Below are 19,070 nucleotides of genomic sequence, written 5' to 3'. Positions count from 1 at the left end.
CATTTGCCTTATGTGAATGGTCATGGCTACCACAATGGTCCATACATGGGCTTTGAAGGTGCGGTGAATATGGCACGGGATATGTACAATGCCATTTACTCTCCTTTGATGAAGTTGGCTCAAATTGATATCCGTGATGACCAAAAGAAAACTGTTATCGCTGAAGAAAATAGTAAACTTGGGGAGAGTGAAGTAGAACAATCCAAATCTATTGATATTACATCTGCCGAACCGATGCCTACGGCGGTAAACTTCGCAGTACTTGAAAGTTTAAAAGTTGATACTCAACCATTGCTAATACCTAATAATCAACCATTACCTCAACGCCAGCACATTGGAGGTGAATTCTTTGCCTTTTTGGAGCAATTGCCTAAATACTTAGGTAGCTTTTCCACTGAGTACCAGATGCCAATTATTTGTTTTACTACAATTATTACAGTGACTGTTGCAGTTAAGATAATTCTTGCTGTATTAGATGTAATAAATGATATTCCCCAGTTAAATCTAGTTTTTGAGTTGACTGGAATTGGTTACTTAATCTGGTTTGTTTTCCGATATCTCTTCAAAGCTTCTACTCGGCAAGAATTAGCTGCACAAATTAGTTTTCTCCAAAAAGAAATTGTCCAGGGACAAGATTAATAAGCTGTTATGCCTCCACATTTGCTTTTTTTCATAGTGAAAGAAGGCACAAGGCAAACAAACACATCCCCAAGCTATGCAAGAAGTTGCTCTGATTTTGAGATCAAATAGCTATGTGCGTAAGTGTAGCCCGTCGAAGACATTGCGATCGCTTCTCTACCAACGCCAATAGCGTGTCGGAGACAGAAGCTGCACCCTAAGCGTATGCTACAGGGTTTACGAGACGCTCTGCATAACTGGTTTTCAGGGGTACACTCGCCGTAGGCATCGTAAAAACACCACAGTCGTAGTTACTCATGAAGTCTTGTCATGTGTGTAAGTCGTGCAAAATAAAAAAGCTTTTTACTTAAAGTTTTGATAAAGTAAGCGTTTAATTACGTAGTTGAATTGATTTCTTCCAAGCAAGTTGGTATTATACGTTCAATCAAAAATACAAATTCGTATAATAAAATATGCCATAAATACTGTTGAATAATTCATAAAGTTTAAATGCTCAAATCAAGGACTATTTAAACATTAATATTGAGGAAGTCGAGACATTTGCCAGCAATCCTATTTATGCAATCACCATACATCGAGTGTCACTCACAATGGAGAATGTACTTGATAAGTTTCTCATTCTCAACATTTTTGAAACAAGCTATTAGTAAATCCAAGAAGATAGTCTATAGATCATTGTTCATTGAAAATAGCAAATGAGTCAAAGCTTTCGATGGTTTATCAGTATGAGGGCGATGACAGTGATCTAGATTATATCGACGAAACCCAATCACCATTGCACAGTCTTTCAATTCCATCCCAGACATCTGTGTTAAAGCTTGACGGTAAGCAGGTGTAGGTGTCCACAGTTCTTCTATCATTTGTCGCCAAAGACTGCTGAGATTACCATTTATCGAGTTTCTTTAATCTTCGTTTTTTTAATTTATCTACTGACGTGATCGCATCGCAAAAAATTGATCCGAGCTTGCAAGTAGTTGAGCTACCAGATTATTTGTCTGTTGCAGCACCATTTGGTTTAACAGTTATCAAAAGGCTATGGGTTTAGTACTCAATAAAAAATTTGTAGATCCAAAGCAAAAAATACAAGTTTAAAATCTTGGATAAACTGAATCAAAATTGCAGCGAGTGGAAAATGATTGTTGGCAGCGGCAATCACTTGTATAGCCCTTACTACGAGTGAATCATTCTAGAAAAATGAATGACAATTAGCTTATGTAGCAATAATTATTAGAATGCACCAAAATAGTTAAGTAGACACATTACTAAAAACAGTTTTGAATGAATGTTCTGCCAAGCTTTAACTGTCCATTTTACTATTCCACTATCAACTTTTTCAGCATCTTCTAATACCAGTGTGATATCTAAGTTCTTCTGTAAGGCAGAAGATAACATCTCACTAAATGAGGATAATCCAACAATCTGATAATTGTTACTATAACCTAGTTCAGAATTATCTTATAACTAAGGAGTATTAAAGTATGGAAGTTAGCGCTCGTAATTCCTTAAAAGGAACTATTAAGGAAATTCACCCAGGAGCAGTCAACTCTGAGGTCATATTAGAAATTGTGCCTGGGGTGGAAATAACTGCAATTATTACCAAAGAGTCAGTAGAGCATCTCCAACTTCAAGAGGGGAAACAAGCGATCGCTGTAATTAAAGCGTCGGATGTCATAATTGGTACAGAATAGCTCGAAATGAGTAGATAAGTTGTAGCGATCGCTCTATAAGTGGATCGCTACAATTATCTAACTATTTTGGTAAAAGTTGTAGCAGACTGCAAAAATAAAGGACTCTCTGGTATCTGCTAATCCCTGAGTGTTTAACGCTCTTCTATGTCTCTGGTGAGATAAAAATGCTCAGATTTGCTGAGATTCTTGAAATCTTAATAATTTGATTATCAAATGGTTTAAGACTCTGGTAGCCAAAAGCAAGTCTGTAGATGCAAACGGTGTTGAGTTGCATTCAAGGAAATAGGAGAAACCATGTGCCAAGAGCGATCGCAACGTACAATAGCAACTGAATATTGCGGCAATGGTGGAACTTCTTGAATTACAGAAGTAGTCTGATTATCTTTAAGAACTTGAAAATACCCTCCCCACTCTGGGTTCCATCCTTCATTGAAATAGAAAAGTTGAGTTACATGTTTACGCGGGATATCTGTATGAGGACGGTTCCAGAACCCTAAATCATGTCGTGTTAAATAAATTGTTAGTGAATGGTTTTTCAAATCCAAATTAGTAAGATGCTCCATCCCCTCTCGATAATCAGGAGTGAGAAGTTGTTCAATTAATTTTTGCCAACTAAGACTCAGATCGCTGATATCTTGTAGACCTTTGTACTTACTTTCATCCAGAATGCAGCGTGCAAAAAACCTGTAGTCATCATATGTATATTCCGGGTATTCATCTGGCTCAAAGTCTCTAGCATGATATTCTTTATAGTTTGTAGTCGGAAAACTATTTGCTAGTTCAGATTGTACTAAAGTGTCAAGCAAGTTTTCAAACACAATCCATTTATAAGGAATTGACTGCATAGTTGCATTACTAATTGCACTCAAATTCAACATAGTCCCTCTTAAAAAACTTTCAAATAGTTTATTGTTGTTTAACTAAATATCGCTCCAAATCGTCTATCATCCGATTGGCTGCAAGGGGGCCAAACTGAACCCAGTAAAATCCTACCTCATGAACTTTTTCCTGTTGGACAACTTTCAACTTAGACCACAACGGTTCTGCTTTGAGTTGCTCAAGCATTGGGTGTAAATCCCTTGTGCCCAGTACGTCTTCTGATACTAGAAATAAAATATCCCCATCTAACTCACTCAGGAGTTCATTTGATAAAGCGTACCCAGCAGGGCCACCCCGTAGATTTAGGGTTGCTTGACTATCCAAAGTTTGAGAGTAAGGACGTGCAACACCCGCATCTTTGAGAATAACTCCTGGAAAACTTGCCTTCGCCCATAGCCAAAGTGCATCAGTACGCAATTCGGCAACCGAGACTAAAGTTGTATTCAGGCGATCGCCCATTTTTGCTTTAAACTGTGTCAAACGTGCATAATAATTATCCATTACCTGCTGGGCTATTTTAGTTTTACCGAGAACCCTGGCTGTGAAAGCAAAAGATTCTTTCCAAGCTCCAGTGGTTCCAGGAGGAGCCAAAACAGTGGGTGCAATGTGTGATAACAGTGGATAAATATCTTGATGAAAATGCATACCAAGAATTAGGTCTGGTTTGAGAAACAAGACTTTTTCGATACTAGGAGAGAGCCAATCTACATCTTCAATACCTGATAGCGGGCCTACTAATCGCTGCAACTGTGAGACAAATGACTTTGAGGCAGCTATAGGTTTGATCCCCAACGCCAAAGCATTTTCTAAACAACTACCACTAAGTACAACAACTCGTTGAGGATGAGCAGGAACTATTGTCTTACCCATAAAGTGTTGAACTACTCGAACCTGACTTAAAGAAGAAACACTCTTATCATGGCTAATTTTTGGGTAATTAAAAAAGAAACAACCGTTTAGCCACACTACCACAGCAAGCAATCCTGAAAGGGGCAGGGATAGGACAAAACACTTGGTTAACCAATGAGTTGTTCTCATTAAAATTCCCACTTCACTGACAACTCTGCTGTATACGGACGACCAGGAATGATTCTTTGGAGATAGTCAAAGCTTGCTTCATAATATCGAACATTAAATATGTTGTTGAGATTGAGTCCAATGCTAAAGTTATTATTCCGATAGTACAGAGCTGCATTGGTGAGAAAGTAGCTTGGGATCGTATATGTATTCAAACTATCTGGCTTATTATCTCCAACGTAGTTAAAGCCAATTCCACCCCCAAAACCTTTGAGAGAGCCAGTAGCAAAGGTGTAAGTTGTCCACAAACTAGCGACATGAGCTGGTACTCCTTCTACTCGATTCCCGACTGGAATATCATTGTCTTTGGTAACGCGTGCGTCTGTATAACCGTAAAAGCCAATCACATTCCAACCGGGAAGAATCTCTCCGGTGACACTCAGTTCTACTCCCCGACTTCTTTGTTCTCCTGTTTGCACACTATAATCGGGATCGGTAGGATCGGAAGTCAAAATGTTAGTTAATGTTAAATCATATAAAGCAAGTGTTGCTGAGAGTTTGTTATCGAATAAATCAGTCTTAACGCCCACTTCATACTGAGTACCCAGCTGTGGTTCAAAAAGGCTGTCATCTCGACCTGCACCCGTTACCTGCTCAAAAGAGCGGCTATAGCTGGCGTAGAGTGAGACAGGCGCTATGGGTTGATAAACTATGCCTACCCTTGGACTAAAGGCAGAATCAGACTGGACACTCGCCGTTGAAGCAATCCGATTAGCAAACTCATTCTCTACCAGGTCATAACGTCCGCCCACAAGCAGTTTGAGGTTATTGGCAAGTGTCACTTGGTCTTGAAGATAAAAGCCTAAAGCATCATCTCTAAAGTAGACATCAACTCTTCCAAGAATGGCACCTAAAGGTTGACCATACACTGGGTTAAAGACATCAAGAGGGGCCGCAGCTGTTCTAATTATACCAGTGCTTCGGGTTTGTCTGAATAAGTCAAACCCCGCCAAAAGTTTATGTTTAATACTACCAGTGTTAAAATCACCAACAACATGAGTATCTATTGTGTAAGCTTCATACTCTGTTGGCTTTGAATAAGTAATCTGTGTTCTTTCGATAGTGCGGTTGTCTGCTTCCAGCAGACTGGAAACATCTGTTTCACGTAAATCAATGGTTAAAAATGCAGCTTGAAATGAATTACTAATAGACCAGTTATCGTTAAAGTGATGTTCTAGATTGTAATTATATCTATTAAGGTGGCGGTTAAACAAATCAGTCGGTTCCCCTAAATAACGGTTAATAGGGATTTTGCCATTTGGGTTAGGAAGTATAGTTGCACTAGCAATCTGATCATCACCAGTACCTAGTGACTGTTGTATGTCTTCATATTCGGAATCAAAAGTTAGATTTGTATTTTTCCCTATGCGCCAATTAACAACAGGCGAAACGAAAAAACGCTTTTCATTATAAAAATCAGTAAAGTCTTCTGTGGTTCTGTAAGAAGTGTTTAAACGATACGACAGACTGCCATCTTTTGTCACAGGACCAGAAAGGTCAAGTGAAGGTTCAAAAAGTTCATAAGCACCACGCCTTACCTCTAAGGCATAGTAAGGTTGACTCAAAGGCTTTTTAGTAACTATATTAATGATCCCACCTGGATTGACTTGACCATAAATTACAGAGTTTGGCCCTCTAACAACTTCTACTCTATCTATATTTGTCAGCGAACTTGATAAAGCAGCAACATCTGCAAAGCGGTCTTTGACACCGTTTCTATAAACGTTTCTGGCTCTAAAACCTCGAATAGAAAAAGTGTCTGCAATTCGAGATGAAAAATTATTTTGGACGACGCCAGCATTTGAGAGTATTCCAATTAAGTTACGCGGTTGTTGCTCTTCGATAACTTGTTGAGGAATCACCTGAACCGAAGCAGGAACATCACGTAATGGCGTATCTGTTTTCGTTGCAGTAGTGGCATCTGGTACCCGATAATTTGTATCTGGTGGAGCAGTCACATTTAACTCAATGGGCTTTTCTGGCTCTGTTGTAGATGGTTTTTGTCCTGGCGTTGTTGTTGGCTGTTGAGCACTAGAAGTACTAGGGGTCACTCCAAAAACTAAACCTTCTTTTGTACTATCAAACAACTCCACCGCAGGCGCACTCATTTCCCCAGTCACCGTTACTCGCAATGTGTTCGCATCTAAATTTGCAACTGTAATTAATGCAATTCCGGCTACTGGCTTTGATTGTTTAAAATCCCCACTTCTTAGTTGCAACTTGGCGTTAGGGATATCTGCAATATAGGAATTACCCTCAATTTTCGGTAAAACTTGTAATTTAAGAGAATTAGCTGTGACTAAAATTAACTCTATCCCTTTATTAGTAGAGTTAACCTTTACATCCGTAACTAATACTACATCTGTAGTTGCTTGACTTTCGAGAAATTTGTTCTGTCTGGGTACTCTCCATAAATATGAAGCATTAGTTTTAGGAAGCTGTAGCTGATTCAATGTTTGAATTTCTTGGAAGACTTCACCTGAGGGTACTAAAGTTTTTTTGGCTAACGGTTGTTCAGAATATGCTGGATTGGCTAAAGTTAGAGAAACAATAGATATTAACCAGCAAACAGCAGTATATTGTAGTTTAATGAACACTTGACATCCACTCCTCAACGGGTACTAAGTCTTGAAATTGGTGATTAAGTATAATTTTATTCTCAGTTCTTAGTTCCCAAGTACTGTTACTAATTAAATTGGTAAAAAAATGTGTTTATACCAACCTAGTTATTGTAAAAATATACAACTTTTAAATATTTGCGTCTTATTCGAGCCGGAATTTTTTTATTCCATCCGGAATTTTTATTTCTGGCAGGACTTAGGAGTTACCCCAAACTTCTTACGAAAAGCATTACTAAATGAAGGTAGGCTAGCATAGCCTACTGTCTGTGCAACTTCTGTGACTTTCATATTTCCTTCAATAAGCAGCTTATAGGCTAGTTCCATCCGGCAGTGGTGCAGATAGCCAAATACCGTAGTCCCAAAAACCTGCTTAAAGCCTTGCTTCATTGTGCAATCATTTAAACCAACTTGTCGTGCTAGTTCGATAAGAGAGGGTGGGTTGTCTAAATGTTTCAACAAAATTTCCCTAACATCATAGATGCAGTCAATATTTGATGGTTTGAGTGGATTAATCTGCAAGCAACCTTGCTTGATTTGTACTTCTTGATCAACTACCATTGCAACTAATTCCCAAATCTTACCTTCAAGATAAATTTGTTTAGTAAAGCCTTGGTAGGGACATTGAAGAATTTGCTGCACTGCTATTTGCATTGCAGGAGTTTGAGTTCCATAGCGTTCATAAGTCGGTTGATCCCAATGTCTAATAAGATGTTCTAATTCTCTGGGAAGTTTACCAGACGTATTTTCTGTAAAGTAGCGAAATGCATTTGGATGTATGTGAACAGCTACTTCTACTATTCGCTGTGATTTAGCCTCGAATACATCACACTCAGATGCCATCCCACTACCACTCAAAAAGTATTCTCCAGTCTTGAACTCAAGGTCTTTAAATTCGCTCTCTAGCAAAACCGAGAATCGAAATTCTAATGGGTGTTTTCGCTCATGACATTTTAAAATTAATGATTTGGGCTGCTGATATTTGGAAATGTCTAAAGATATGCCATCTCGTAGCTGAATCTGTCGCCAATACCCTTCCCCAAATTGATACTTTCTGGTGATGTCCAAACTCTCCGAAATATCATTATTCTGAATTATTTCTGCTTGGTATAGTAGTTTTAAGTAATCAGCTTGCGAGAGTATTAATGTCATTGTAATGGGAGGCTATTATGAAGTATTTAAAGAGTCAAAATAACAGAGACTTGGCTCATCGAGTAGATTCAGTTGTTTATAAAGATGTTGTTTACGAATTTTCCGAACAAGAACTACTACCACACACTAGACATGAAGGATCGCGATAAGAATGTCGTTTGGCAAATTCCATTCGCATCAAGTCAATTGTCAGCAGTTGTGACAATAGGGGTTGACTAAACTTAGTAATCAGCTTTATTACCTCTAATGCACTAAGACAAGCTAGTGTCCCAGAAACAGCACCGAGAACCGCGAACCCACGTTGATCCCAATCCGGCTTTTCTGGAAATAAGCATGATAGACAAGGAGTGACGCCAGGAATAATCGTCGTCAGGTAAGCTTCCATTCCATCCATCGCAGCTTCCACCATTGGTTTTTGCCAGCGCACGCAAGCCTCATTGAGCAAGTTCCGCTCTGTGAAATTGTGGGCGCAATCAACAGCTATATCAGCAGATTGCACTAAAGAATCTACATTCTCTTTTGTAACGTAATCATGAACTGCTTCCACCCGAATATCAGGATTAATAGCTTGCAGTGTTTCTCTGGCTTTGAATACTCTTGGCTTACCTACCCAATCATTTGTCATCAGAACCTGACGATTCATATCATCTAGCCGTAAGTCACCACCCCGAACTAGAATTAGCCGCCCAACACCTGCTACTGCCAAATAAAGTGCTGATGTACCGCCCAATCCCCCTACACCTGTAACTAAAACCGTTGCAAACTTCAAGCGCTTTTGTGCTGCTTCTCCAAAATTGGGAAGCATCATTTGGCGGTGATAGCGTTCTAACTCACTGGGCGTTAAGTTCATCACTTTTTACCTCTTTATCAGTCGTAAAATTTATCACTTAGTTGGTATCAAGTATTGTAGTTGTCTATACACTTTTCTAATTTAATACCTGTAAAGTTGGTATTTATTCCAGGCACTATTAAGGGAGCTATGTGCAAATATAGCGATGTCTATGATGGTCACTGAGCTGAATGGCACTAAGAAAAGCTCTAAGCTATGCAGGATATGCGCTACAGCTTTTAAAGCTATTAAACAGTGTTGGGACGGGGCAGGCGATTGTCTTTGATGAAATGCTGCGGGGAGCAAATGAACTTCAGTTTCAGTTATAGATTAATTACTGAAATTTTTTGATAAATTTAAGTTTTCAATCTATTTACATAGCTAATTCGTGATTATAAATTCCCGCAATTAAATTCGACCTTAAGCCAAAACGTCGGTGACGATTTCGATATCTATCAGACAAAATTTTAAATATTTTTAGACGACGATTTACATGTTCAACAGCAATTCTTAATCGATTGAGTTCTCGATTGTATTTATTTTGTTCTTTCGTCAACCTTCCACCTTTTGGTTTTTTAATCAGTGTTTCACTCAATTGATGAATCTTATTAATCCTTTGATAGCCTTTATCCGCTATAACTTTAAGTAATTCTCCAAATTTTATCCCAGTACTTTTAAATAGTCTAAAATCATGGATTCTCCCCATACCATGCACTAAACAGATGATTTTACTAATTTTTTGGTGGATAACTACCTACGTTTTTAAAGTATGTTCTCTTTGTTTTGCGCTAAAAAATCTTTTTTTTTGACAACAGCATTGAAGTCTTCTCATTTATCCTGCTCAGTTGTAAAGTACGTCTTTTATTAGGTCATTTATCCTGATTTTCTTTGATTTATCAAGTTCGCATTATACCAAATTAGATGAGCTTACCTTGTGATTACATCCCTTAAACCCTCATTCTTGCGGGTAGCCAGAACTCTTGGTGCAACGGAAGTGGCAATCTTCTGGCGCATCAGTCTACCTCTAGCACTACCTGGAATTGTAGCGGCTACAACTCTCGCCTTTGCCCGTGCTTTGGGTGAGTTCGGTGCCACGTTGATGCTGGCGGGCAATATGCCAGGACAAACGCAAACAATGTAAATAACTATGGATTAAGAATTATTAGTCAAAAAATGCAATTATCCTGCGTGTTTTAATCATGCCATCTACTCAAAGATGGCATAATAAGCACTTTTGTAGTTGCACCCAAAGTCGGGAAATCATAGTAAATGTTCTTGTTTTTGTGTTACAAGCCATTGTAGTTCTAACCACAAACACGGATCTATCTGCTTTACCTTCGACATCGGATCTCGCAGCAGATGCGTAGCATTTAGGCACACAACCTCAACTAATCCCGCATATTCTGCTACTTCTCTGAGTATAGATATCTGGGCTTTGACAGCAGCAATCAGATTGTCAGGGCAATAAATTGTGAAGTATGGCAGAAAGTGAACACGAGGTCTTCCCCAATAAGACTCGATAAGTTTAACATGACAGTGTTTTAGCAATTCCTCGACTTGTGGGAAAGAATGAGCAATAACCGTTTTGAATTCTTTGACTAGCTCTTGTTCATACCAACTTGTGTTCATAGTTATAACTTTCATGCTGAAAGTAGCAATTGGGAATTTTGAATTGTGATTTAGTTTTTCTACTAATCACTGATAACTCAGTACTTACCAACCTTGGCACGAATATTTTTTGGGGTACTGTGTAGTACAAAAAGGTCGGCGAAGCAATTTTTTACTAATACTGCTTCCGTTCTCCTCAAACACTATCAAGTGCAATACTTGCTCTAAGAAACGCCGTTTGTCAAAAATACCTTGAATTAGCACTTCTAGTTCAGTTGTGCCCTTGGCAGGAAAGTCTTCGCCATCAATCGTGTGCCAGGGTAAAAACTCCTCCCAGCCCGAGGTTAATGTACCGATTCGGGCCCGACTTCCATAAGTAATAACTAGGAATGTGTTGTAGTCAAACAGCTTTGGTATTTGTTGACAGCAGGTCTGAATTTGTTGATAACCTTCTTTGAAAGTGGACTGTTCATCACTTGGCTGAATCGAGACAATAACCGCCAAGGGTAAACCGTTGATAAAAACAACTACATCAGGACAGTGAGCATAACTCCCCTCAACTACAGTCAAGGGATGAATGACTAGCCAATCATTGTTCAGTAAATTAGACGGATCAATCAGCCACACTTTGTCATAAACTATTTCTTCGTTATACAGATATTCAACTTCCACACCATTAGTCAAGAATTTGTGAAAGCGACAGTTATTTTTTGGCAAGTCAGAACTTTCTGTGTAAGTAACCTGATGGATAGCTGCGGCGATCGCCTCATCAGGTTTTGTGGGGTTAATTTTCTGCAAAGCACTACAAAGGCGCTGATACAAAACCACATCACTATAACTGCTACGCCCTATCTGATGCTTACCCAAAGCAATATCTGCCTCTAACAAAACTGTGTAGCCAATAACCTCGAACCAGGTAAGCAAAGATGGTGCGTAGGCGTAGCCCGCCGTAGGCATCGCAGATTGTGTGAAATCAAAACGGTGGCGAAGCTTTCTTGAAACACGACTCGTCTTAGCAGTTTTTTTTAGTTGTGCTGGATTCATCAACAGTAGAAGACTTAATTTGAGTCAACGCAAAAGCTAGTGCCTAGTTACTGGCATCGGTTGGTATATTCACAGATGAAATATACGGTTTGATAGTAACTATCAAAGCTGAAGTTGATCTGCAAGATTGTATCTTGTGCTACATTATTACCAATATTATTGGTAATAATGTCATGAACAGTTAGAGTTAGCTCTGTTTAATGCTTAACCTTTATTTCTTGCTCTAAAAACAGGTTGCCAATATCAAATAAAAGTTGCATAGTACCTCGATAGCCAACCTTGGTGGGATGACCATGATCTAAGCGGTCAAAAATGGGAATCCCTTGACGATAGAGAGGAATTTTTAAGCGTTGAGCGATCGCCGCTCCATGAGAGTTGGTAATTAGTAAATCAGATCCAACCGCCAGTTGCTCAAAGTCTTCCAAATCGCCGATAGTGATGCTTTTAATGGGAAGTTTTTCTAGCAGAGGAAAGCGTGTTGTTGTCACTGCTGCATGAATCTCAACTCCTAGCGATCGCAAAAAAGAAACTGTTGACCAAAGTAAATCTGGTTCCAGCGCTAGAGAAACTCGCTTGCAACCAAAGTAAAAGTGATTCTCCAACATCACATGTTGTAGCTGACGGCGTTGACGGCGGTATTTTTCAGGTACCCTGATACCACTGATATCTGCCAATGCTTGGAGGAATTTATCTACTGCTGTGAGTCCCGTCAATTCACTAAATACTTCGTAAGGTATATTGAATCTTTGCTCCAAAATTTGCGCCCCACCCCGCATACTATCGCCTAGTGCCAAAGTGAATACAGAATTACCAATTGAGCGCAACTGTGCTGCATTTGTGCCATTAGCTGTTATGGCACTAGAGGAATCTTCTATATGACCATTTAGTGAGCCAGAAAGGTCAGGTACAACAATAGGTACAAGTCCAAAGGAAGTGACAATCTCTTTGATTTCCCGTACATCCCCTGGTGTGAAGGCAGAACTCGCCAAAATAGTGATTTGTGTAGGACAAGCATCTTGCTTGGAGCTTTTTTGGGGGATTTCCCTGACTATACTCTCAACTGCACCAGCAAAGCCATCCTGTAATGTACCTTTGAAATCTGGTGTAGAGACAAGCACAATTGGTAAATAATCTAGTTCTGGGTGACGGTAGCGAATCTCCTTAACAAAGCGCCCCATGTCATCTCCTCTGGTTTCCACGAGTCCAGTGCTACAAAGACCGATAATTTCTGGTTTAGACCTCTGCACCAAAGTCAAGATTGCTTGTTCAACTCTTTCCTCACCACCCAAAATGGTTGCAACTTCTGTCATTGCTGTACTGGAAAGGGGAATCGCCTGACGGAAATGCTGTACTAATACTGCCTTAGTTAAAGCAGTACAGCCTTGAGAACCGTGTAATAAAGGCATCATCCCCTTTAACCCCAAAAAGGCTAAAACTGCACCTACAGTTTGGCTTTGCTTCAGGGGATTAACTGCAACTGATGTACTCGTAATGCTAATAATCGCCATTAGATATCCTCCTCAGAAGAATTTCCTACTGACCACGGGGCTGGCTGACATACTTGCTGCCACACAGGGTTGTAAAAAGCGGCATACAGTTCTCGTGCCACCTCTAAAATTCCTATGTAGCCTGCATAGGGATGGTTGCGTTCTTGATTAATATCCAGGAATGGAATCTTAGCTGTGAGAGAGGCGTCTTGATGGCGTTTATCAGCAACTAACATATCAGCTTGATTTTCGTTAATTATCTGTAAAATTTCTTCAGAACTATTTTGTTCTAGAATTATGCCATCTTGACCCAGTAAACTTTTGACTCTAATTCCATCCTCCTCAGTATTATTCTTAGTACTAATAGCAATAACTTCCATCCCCAATTTCTTAGCAGCAAAGATAATCAACCAACTCTTGAAATTTCCAGTAGAAAGGATAACCCGCTTACCTTGTAATCGGGTAATATACAGAGCGAGTTTTTCATCTATTGCAGCAGTTTCTTCTGCAATTAGTTTTTCTGTACCTTCTTGCAAATCAGGATTACCCAACTTTGCGGCAATATTTCTTAAACACTGATTGATTTGCTCTATGCCATAAATAGACTCTTCAATATAGGGAATACCATATTTTTTCTCCATGCTTTTTGCCATGTTAATTAGTGCTTTGGACGAGAGCAGCACATTAAGTTTGGCGCGATGGGCATAGGAAACTTCTTTGTAGACAGCATCACCTGTAATTTTTGCCAAAACTCTAATACCTAATTTCTCTAATAACGGTAGAACATTCCATATTGCACCTGCAATATTGTGTTCACCAATTAGGTTGATATCATAGGGTGTACTAGTATCTGGTTCAGCTGTTCCAATAACATGTTCTAGCATTGCTTCACCAGCAACACGGTTGCCTAAATTTTGATTCCCAATAAACCCTGGGCAGTGTACAGGGATAGTGGGTATTCCTGTTTTCTCGGTGGCATCTTTGCAAACTCCCTCTATATCATCTCCAATCAAAGCGGTAATGCAAGTGGAGTAAACAAACACCGCCGCAGGTTTGTAGCGTCTTTGTAATTCTAAAATGCCTTTATACAGCTTTTTGGCTCCACCAAAGATGATATCGTTCTCATCAATGTCGCTGCTAAAGCGTATCTTGTACAGCATAGAACCAGAAGAAAGACTGCTGTAACTTCCCCAAATACTGGCAGCACAGCCACTTGGGCCGTGAACTACATGAGCAGCATCGGTGATTGGTACTAGAGTAATCATTGCACTATCAAAAGCGCAACTCCCTTGGGTAGTTCCAGGTTGGGGTAATTGTGTGGAAGACTTTTTTTTGTTTTGCATCTGCTGCTGACGAGCATTTTCGGAATTTGAGTTACTGAGTGAATCGTTGGTTTTTCCTGGAGTGTGATTCATTTGTTTGGTGACAATAGGTAGAAGTTGTTAGGTATTAACTGAATTCCCAAAGGCTTTTATATGACTTTTATTTATTTACTGTGTATCTAAAACATGGAATAAAAGGGAATGAGAAAAAGAATTTTCCATCCCCTAGAACATAAACAACCAACTAAATTAGAGAAGGAGAAAACAAAAACACGAACTAGACTATTAAAGTATTAATCTTGCCCTGTAGGTGTTAGTGTATTAGCATTATGACTGTGAAAAAAACACGCAGAAATTAAGATTAGCAATTCGATTACCTCCATTTTAAAGGATTGGTGAGAGAGTGGGCGAGAATCGCCCACCTAATATTTACTTTGTCTTTAGCACCTGAGTCAGACAAAGAACCTTACTTCTTCTAGCTACCGGAAACTATTTCTACGTTTCCTTTTTTCAGTGCTTCTAGTGCTTCGCCTTGAGCATCTTCTAGCTTCTTCTCACTATCTGCTTGAGCGTTAGCAGCACCTATCAGTTTTGCAGCATTTTCTTCGCTTTCGAGAATACCAAATTCAATCAACAAATCTTCTAGCTCGTCCATCTCAATAGGTGTAGGAACAGCAAAATTTGTATTGTTGATAATCTTGTCCGCTAATGTCCGGTATTGATTAGCTTGATTGCTATCAGGTGCGTACTCGTTGACAGTCATCCGGCGCAATTCTGCGTGTTGCACGATGTTGTCGCGGGGAACAAAGTGAATCATCTGAGTACTCAATCTGGCCGCCAATGTGCTAATCAGTTCGTCTTCTCTGTCAGTATTACGACTATTACAAATTAGACCTCCTAAGCGCACGCCACCAGTATGGGCGTACTTGAGAACACCGCGAGAGATGTTATTAGCAGCAAACATCGCCATCATCTCACCGGAGGTAACGATGTAGATTTCTTGGGCTTTACCTTCACGGATTGGCATAGCGAAACCACCGCATACAACGTCGCCCAACACGTCGTAGGATACGAAATCTACATCTGAGTAAGCGCCGTTTTCTTCGAGGAAGTTGATGGCGGTGATGATACCGCGACCGGCGCAACCTACACCAGGTTCAGGACCACCAGATTCCACGCATTTGATATCTCGGAAACCATTGATAACAACTTCTTCAAGTTCGATATCTTCCACAGCACCACGTTCAGCAGCGAGGTGCAACACGGTGGTTTGAGCTTTACAGTGCAGAATCAAACGTGTAGAGTCAGCTTTCGGGTCGCATCCCACAATCAAGATGCGTTTACCCACTTCTGCCATTGCAGCAAGGGTGTTTTGGGAAGTGGTAGATTTACCGATACCGCCTTTACCGTAGAAAGCAATTTGTCTAATTTTTTCGTCGGACATGATGATTGATCCTGTAATTGTTTGGTGGATTTGTCAGTTAATGAGGCGATTGTGCTGTCAAGTTACAGCATTGACCATGTGTAGAACGTCGTTGGAGGTGCTCGTTCTACAGCAAAAAGAGTTTGAAGAAAGAACATATTCAAGTTTTGGTCAGTTTTCGTTGACTATTAGTCATTATTTTTTCTGACTAATGGCTACACCAATAAGACATCACTCAAGGAATATTGCAAGTATTACCATCCGCTCACTCAAATGATTTCTCTGGCGGTAGTAATACCAATTGGAAAAAAGAAAGCTACAGATTCCAAGCTGGAAACCTAGATTAAATCCAAATTTCTTAATTACGTTAACGTAGCGTTAGCGAGTCCGCGTCCCTTGCGCGTCTCGTAGAGAGCGTACGTACTTTACTTCTCCCGGAAGCGAGTATTACGAATTACGAATTGGCATAACTTTATATCTCCTTTCTTCAGCATTATCAGTTGTTGTAATCCCCTGAAGGTTGCTCATACCTAAAGAGTGGTTGCAGCAGGAATTTAAATTTACGCGAAGTTTTCCTTTAACACACAACCAACCAAGCATTGCAATCCACTCTAAACAGTCGCTACAACTTCTCCGATTTTGCTGATATCGTAACCGCCGAGAATTTCAAATTGTGAGTGAACCAGGCGATGTCCCAAAGTACTAAGCAATTGCTGTACTGGTGCTTCTTCTAAATATTCCTTGAGAATCACTAAGTCGTATCTTGATTGATGCAGGGGAATGAATCCCAGCCCAAAGGCGGTAGCTATAGATGCCGTACTAATACCTGCATCCACAACTCCTAATCCTACAGCTTGGGCAACATCTTGGTGATTTTTGACAATATGGTCAAAGCCTTGGATAGCATGGAACGGTATCTGCTGCTCTTGCAGTGTTTGTTCCAAAAGCATCCGACTACCGGAACCTATTTCGCGGTTGACAATAGTCGCTCCCCTTTGTACCAAGTCGCCAACTGTTCTGATTCCTCTTGGGTTACCAGACTTTACCAAAAGTCCCTCCTCCCAGACACCAAGGGTAATCAGAACTGCTTCCCTCCCAGCCAGAACATTTCGAACAAAGGGAGTGTTATACTCACCAGTCTCAGGATCATACAAGTGCATCCCGGCAATGTGCGCTTCACCTTGGCATAGACTATATAATGCAGCCATGCTGTTGGCGAAGTTAAATTGGACTCGCAGTTGGGGATGCCAACGTTCAGTTGCTCTCGCCCATAATGAAATCACAGGCGCACAGCCAGCAATCACAATTGTGTTGTGAAGGGTATCCAGATTATCGTCTAAAAGCCGGACTTGAACTTTATCTGTACCTATCCGGCTTTTATCCTCACCCGCCAGATACCTTGCGGGAACCCCGGCAACTGCTTCACCGTCGGCCGGAATCATATCTTGGCGAAAAGCATCCTTGCCAATCAAGGGATAAGCTATCCATTGTCCTCCTACGCGAGCCAGACTGACTCGTAGCGGCTGACCATAGGGAACAGGCTTGGCAAGAACGGCTTCAATTTTAGGTAAATCCCGCTCTAACCAGAATAGATCCTCAACTTGACAGCCAAGCGCTTTGGCCAAACGAAGTGTTATGGCTACTGAGGGGGCATATTGTCCCGACTCTACACCACTAATAGTCTGACGAGTCACATTAGCGATGTTAGCCAAATCTTGTTGGCTCATGCCTAAACGAGTTCTAATCGACTTCAAGTTATTACGGAGGTCACTATCCTGCTTCATTGGCTTTGTCTCTTAGTTTCAAAAAGCCGTAGCGGATTTAAATATTGCATCTGCCAAGGCGAAAGTCTGGTCTACGAGTTTATATCATTTCTCTTTGACGACAGACATGACTGTGCTTTCGCTTTCTTAATTCCCCATATTAAAAGACTATCACAGAAATTGCCAATTTGCTTGCCTAGCGCAAATTATTTTTGCGGGTGGTTGCTTTTTACCCATATTCCGCATCCAGAACTGTCACACCGCAACTAAGGTGATTTATAGGAAAGAATTTACCAATAGAGGTAGAATGTAGCCTTGATGCAAAACAAATAGGAGCAAGCATTTGGATACGTTAGCCACAGCAGGTGCAGCCAAATAATTAACAGCATTGCAAATAGAAGACTTGCGGTTGGCAGCATCGAAAATGAATGGAGTAGAACGTCGGAGTTTTCAGGCACAGATGACATTGAAATATTTGAAGGGAAGCGCAAGGCAGGCAGAAACGGTATTTAGCTGGGGTAGACAAAATATAGAGGTAGGATTGGCAGAAAAACGAACAGGGATAACCTGTGTAAGATTACAGTCAATTTTTAGCGGAGCAAACCTTTGTGAGGAGAAACTTTGCAGTTGCAGCATTGTCACTGCTGCATCTTGCGGAATCTCATGCTAAACAAGACCCGACATTGAAAACATCATTAGCCGATACCAGACTAACAGCATCGGCATTGAAAGAGATAAAAGAGCTTGGATTTAGCCCGGAGCAATTGCCAGGAGCTAGTACAATGGCACAAGTATTGAACCGAATGGGCTATCGTCTTCGGCTAGTTGTAAATGCCAAGCCTCCAAAAAAATACCACAAACAGATGACATCTTCAACAACATCAAAGACTTTGAAAATCTTGCAACTAGCGAATCAGTTAAGAGACTAAGCATGGACTGTAAAGCCACCGTAAATATTGGCGATTATTCGCGTGGAGGAAAAATTAGAGGGGACAATCAAGCTAGCGACCACGATATGGGATGCAAGGAAAAATATATTCCCTGTGGGATTGTAGACGAAGATAATGGGCAACTACATATTATCTTTGGTAGTTCCTATAAAACCAGCGATTTCATTGTTGATAACCTGATTCATTGGTGGAAAACAATTACATCAGAACAAAGACAGGATACTGAACTAATACAAATTAAAATTGATAACGGTTCCGAAAGTAGCGGAGTACGAACTCAATCCTTAAAAAGAATGGTTGAATTTGTTGACCAGATACAAAGACCAATTCAATTACTTTATTATCCCTAAATCTTGGCGGTATAGGTCTTCACGTACATGAAATCGTAACACTCGACACAGTCCATCACATTATTGGTTCCTTCCACTGTCACTATTTGTGTGACTTTACACTCCATGTTTAATAACTTTGCTAAAATTGTAAGTCACAAAAAATCAGTATTCCCTACTAACTCTTATAATAGATAAATAATTCAAATTGACAACTATCCTGCGGGGTATGATTTCAGCGAGATTTTAACTTATCTTGGGT

16 protein-coding genes and 2 pseudogenes are annotated in these 19,070 nt (G+C 40.2%); 5 read left to right on the top strand and 13 right to left on the bottom strand.

Features of this window, described 5'->3' with window-relative positions; genetic code table 11:
* A partial coding sequence (locus V7K35_RS14675) for a CAAD domain-containing protein (protein WP_335080024.1) occupies positions 1 to 639 on the top strand: 639 nt, incomplete at its 5' end.
* A 665-nt stretch (positions 640 to 1,304) separates the two neighbouring features.
* Here V7K35_RS14675 and V7K35_RS14670 read toward each other — a convergent pair.
* The gene (locus V7K35_RS14670) at positions 1,305 to 1,499 is read right to left on the bottom strand and encodes a hypothetical protein (RefSeq protein ID WP_335080023.1); all 195 of its coding nucleotides are present in this window, start codon (positions 1,497 to 1,499) and stop codon (positions 1,305 to 1,307) included.
* Positions 1,500 to 2,117: 618 nt separating this feature from the next.
* On the opposite strand from V7K35_RS14670, the gene V7K35_RS14665 reads away from it, so the two are divergent.
* Positions 2,118 to 2,327, top strand: a complete 210-nt coding sequence (locus V7K35_RS14665; protein WP_335080022.1) for a TOBE domain-containing protein — start codon at positions 2,118 to 2,120, stop codon at positions 2,325 to 2,327.
* A 218-nt stretch (positions 2,328 to 2,545) separates the two neighbouring features.
* Here V7K35_RS14665 and V7K35_RS14660 read toward each other — a convergent pair whose 3' ends face one another.
* From V7K35_RS14660 to V7K35_RS14635, 6 genes and pseudogenes are all read right to left on the bottom strand, one after another.
* Entirely contained in the window at positions 2,546 to 3,205 is a 660-nt protein-coding gene (locus V7K35_RS14660; protein ID WP_335080021.1) for a hypothetical protein, read from the bottom strand.
* 28 nt (positions 3,206 to 3,233) lie between these two features.
* Positions 3,234 to 4,244: an iron-siderophore ABC transporter substrate-binding protein gene (locus V7K35_RS14655; RefSeq protein ID WP_335080020.1), complete on the bottom strand. Its 1,011-nt coding sequence runs from the start codon at positions 4,242 to 4,244 to the stop codon at positions 3,234 to 3,236.
* Positions 4,244 to 6,880 carry a TonB-dependent siderophore receptor gene (locus tag V7K35_RS14650; protein ID WP_335080019.1) on the bottom strand — a complete coding sequence of 879 codons (2,637 nt, stop codon included), beginning with the start codon at positions 6,878 to 6,880 and terminating at the stop codon, positions 4,244 to 4,246. The genes V7K35_RS14655 and V7K35_RS14650 overlap by 1 nt, the downstream gene beginning before the upstream one ends.
* Positions 6,881 to 7,084: 204 nt before the next feature.
* Entirely contained in the window at positions 7,085 to 8,053 is a 969-nt protein-coding gene (locus V7K35_RS14645; RefSeq protein ID WP_335080018.1) for a helix-turn-helix transcriptional regulator, read from the bottom strand.
* A 91-nt stretch (positions 8,054 to 8,144) separates the two neighbouring features.
* Positions 8,145 to 8,906: a HesA/MoeB/ThiF family protein gene (locus V7K35_RS14640; protein WP_335080017.1), complete on the bottom strand. Its 762-nt coding sequence runs from the start codon at positions 8,904 to 8,906 to the stop codon at positions 8,145 to 8,147.
* A gap of 349 nt (positions 8,907 to 9,255) precedes the next feature.
* A pseudogene (locus tag V7K35_RS14635) lies at positions 9,256 to 9,690 on the bottom strand (transposase family protein); the annotation flags it as partial.
* 126 nt (positions 9,691 to 9,816) lie between these two features.
* On the opposite strand from V7K35_RS14635, the pseudogene V7K35_RS14630 reads away from it, so the two are divergent.
* Positions 9,817 to 10,020 (top strand): annotated as a pseudogene (locus tag V7K35_RS14630) (ABC transporter permease subunit); the annotation flags it as partial.
* Between the two features lie 122 nt (positions 10,021 to 10,142).
* On the opposite strand, the gene V7K35_RS14625 reads toward V7K35_RS14630, so the two are convergent.
* From V7K35_RS14625 to V7K35_RS14600, 6 genes are all read right to left on the bottom strand, one after another.
* Positions 10,143 to 10,511 (bottom strand): hypothetical protein, encoded by a 369-nt coding sequence (locus V7K35_RS14625; protein ID WP_335080016.1) that lies wholly within the window; start codon positions 10,509 to 10,511, stop codon positions 10,143 to 10,145.
* Positions 10,512 to 10,595: 84 nt separating this feature from the next.
* The gene (locus V7K35_RS14620; protein WP_335080015.1) at positions 10,596 to 11,447 is read right to left on the bottom strand and encodes a type I restriction endonuclease; all 852 of its coding nucleotides are present in this window, start codon (positions 11,445 to 11,447) and stop codon (positions 10,596 to 10,598) included.
* Positions 11,448 to 11,731: 284 nt separating this feature from the next.
* Positions 11,732 to 13,042, bottom strand: a complete 1,311-nt coding sequence (gene nifN, locus V7K35_RS14615; RefSeq protein WP_335080014.1) for a nitrogenase iron-molybdenum cofactor biosynthesis protein NifN — start codon at positions 13,040 to 13,042, stop codon at positions 11,732 to 11,734.
* Entirely contained in the window at positions 13,042 to 14,436 is a 1,395-nt protein-coding gene (nifE, locus tag V7K35_RS14610) for a nitrogenase iron-molybdenum cofactor biosynthesis protein NifE (protein WP_335080013.1), read from the bottom strand. The genes nifN and nifE overlap by 1 nt, the downstream gene beginning before the upstream one ends.
* Before the next feature lie 382 nt (positions 14,437 to 14,818).
* Positions 14,819 to 15,787 carry a nitrogenase iron protein gene (gene nifH, locus V7K35_RS14605; protein WP_335080012.1) on the bottom strand — a complete coding sequence of 323 codons (969 nt, stop codon included), beginning with the start codon at positions 15,785 to 15,787 and terminating at the stop codon, positions 14,819 to 14,821.
* A gap of 590 nt (positions 15,788 to 16,377) precedes the next feature.
* Entirely contained in the window at positions 16,378 to 17,550 is a 1,173-nt protein-coding gene (locus tag V7K35_RS14600; RefSeq protein ID WP_335080011.1) for a substrate-binding domain-containing protein, read from the bottom strand.
* A gap of 587 nt (positions 17,551 to 18,137) precedes the next feature.
* Between V7K35_RS14600 and V7K35_RS14595 the strand changes: the two genes are divergently transcribed.
* Both V7K35_RS14595 and V7K35_RS14590 read left to right on the top strand, forming a co-directional pair.
* Entirely contained in the window at positions 18,138 to 18,458 is a 321-nt protein-coding gene (locus V7K35_RS14595) for a hypothetical protein (RefSeq protein ID WP_335080010.1), read from the top strand.
* On the top strand, positions 18,380 to 18,829 hold the full coding sequence (locus tag V7K35_RS14590; RefSeq protein ID WP_335080025.1) for an ISAzo13-like element transposase-related protein: 450 nt from the start codon (positions 18,380 to 18,382) through the stop codon (positions 18,827 to 18,829). Before V7K35_RS14595 ends, V7K35_RS14590 begins: the two co-directional genes overlap by 79 nt.
* Positions 18,830 to 19,070 lie beyond the last annotated feature (241 nt).

This window comes from Nostoc sp. (assembly GCF_036917275.1).
Lineage (GTDB): Bacteria > Cyanobacteriota > Cyanobacteriia > Cyanobacteriales > Nostocaceae > Nostoc.
The sequence above is the reverse complement of the archived record's forward strand: the minus strand, read 5'-3'. Positions and strand labels throughout refer to the sequence as shown.